The sequence below is a fragment of the Nitrospirae bacterium YQR-1 genome, assembly GCA_039908095.1.
In the GTDB taxonomy this organism is placed as follows: domain Bacteria; phylum Nitrospirota; class Thermodesulfovibrionia; order Thermodesulfovibrionales; family Magnetobacteriaceae; genus Magnetomonas.
In genome coordinates, this window is the sequence record JAMOBJ010000085.1 from 1 (window position 1) to 1,002 (window position 1,002).

Sequence of the window (1,002 nt, forward strand, 5' to 3'; positions counted from 1 at the left end):
GTAAAATATTGGATATGCTCTGTGGGTACCACGTTTTACCTTGTGGTTTATACCCTTCCTTTGTAAGCTCAAAACAAATAGCCCTAAGCGTGTACCCATTTCCTTTTAATGCCACAATCCGCTGTTAAATTAGTTTTTATTGCATAACAGCCGTCTAACTTGCTATCTTCTTTTAGTCTTTCATTATCAATTGAAACAATTATATTGCGTTCACTTTCTTTAATATCTACCCAATCTTTTATAGATAAAGTTTCTATTAATTCATTCAAAGTTTTTAAGGCAGTTTCTATTTTTGCTTTAGGATGTTCTTTTAGTTTCTTAGATAACTCTTCTGATTTTGCTTTTAATTTTTCATATTTCTCCATTCTTGTTTCTTTTAACTCTTCTACACGTTGTGGATTTCTCCGTAATACATACCTTATTCCTTCATGTTCTACTTCTATCAATTTCTCATCAAATAAGTTTATCTGAAATATATCATCCCTTATCATCTTTTCTATTTGTGCCTTTGTTATTGCCGTAATATAGTCAAAACCATATAAAGATAGATATTCTATCTGCACATTCTTTATCATGCCTCTGTCTCCTACGAGCGTAACATTCTTTACACCAAAACGATTAGATAATTTCTTTACTTGTCCACAAACAGTTGATGTGTCCGATGTATTACCCTTAAATACCTTTACAGCCACAGGAATTCCATTATCGTCAGTTAATAATCCTATTACAATCTGTTTTTTGGCTTTTTTACCATCTCTATTGTAACCATAACTGGCTAATTCATTTTGTTGTCCCTCTAAGTAACTTGATGTCACATCATATAGAAACAAACGGGGAGGTTTGTTATTGTATCTATCCTTGAATAAAGCATCTTCTATGTCATCCTGGTGTATAAAAAGCCAATCAAGAGTTGCATAAAGATTATTTTCATCGTATTCTTTTATTCCCAATACATCTTCTATTTCTTGTCCTCACCCTTTTTGTCTATTGCCTTTACGGTGC

The 1,002-nt window shown here is 32.3% G+C and carries 1 protein-coding gene; it reads right to left on the minus strand.

Features of this window, described 5'->3' with window-relative positions; translation table 11 throughout:
* Positions 1-83 precede the first annotated feature (83 nt).
* Positions 84-950 (minus strand): IS1634 family transposase, encoded by an 867-nt coding sequence (locus H7844_16005; GenBank protein MEO5358780.1) that lies wholly within the window; start codon positions 948-950, stop codon positions 84-86.
* Positions 951-1,002 lie beyond the last annotated feature (52 nt).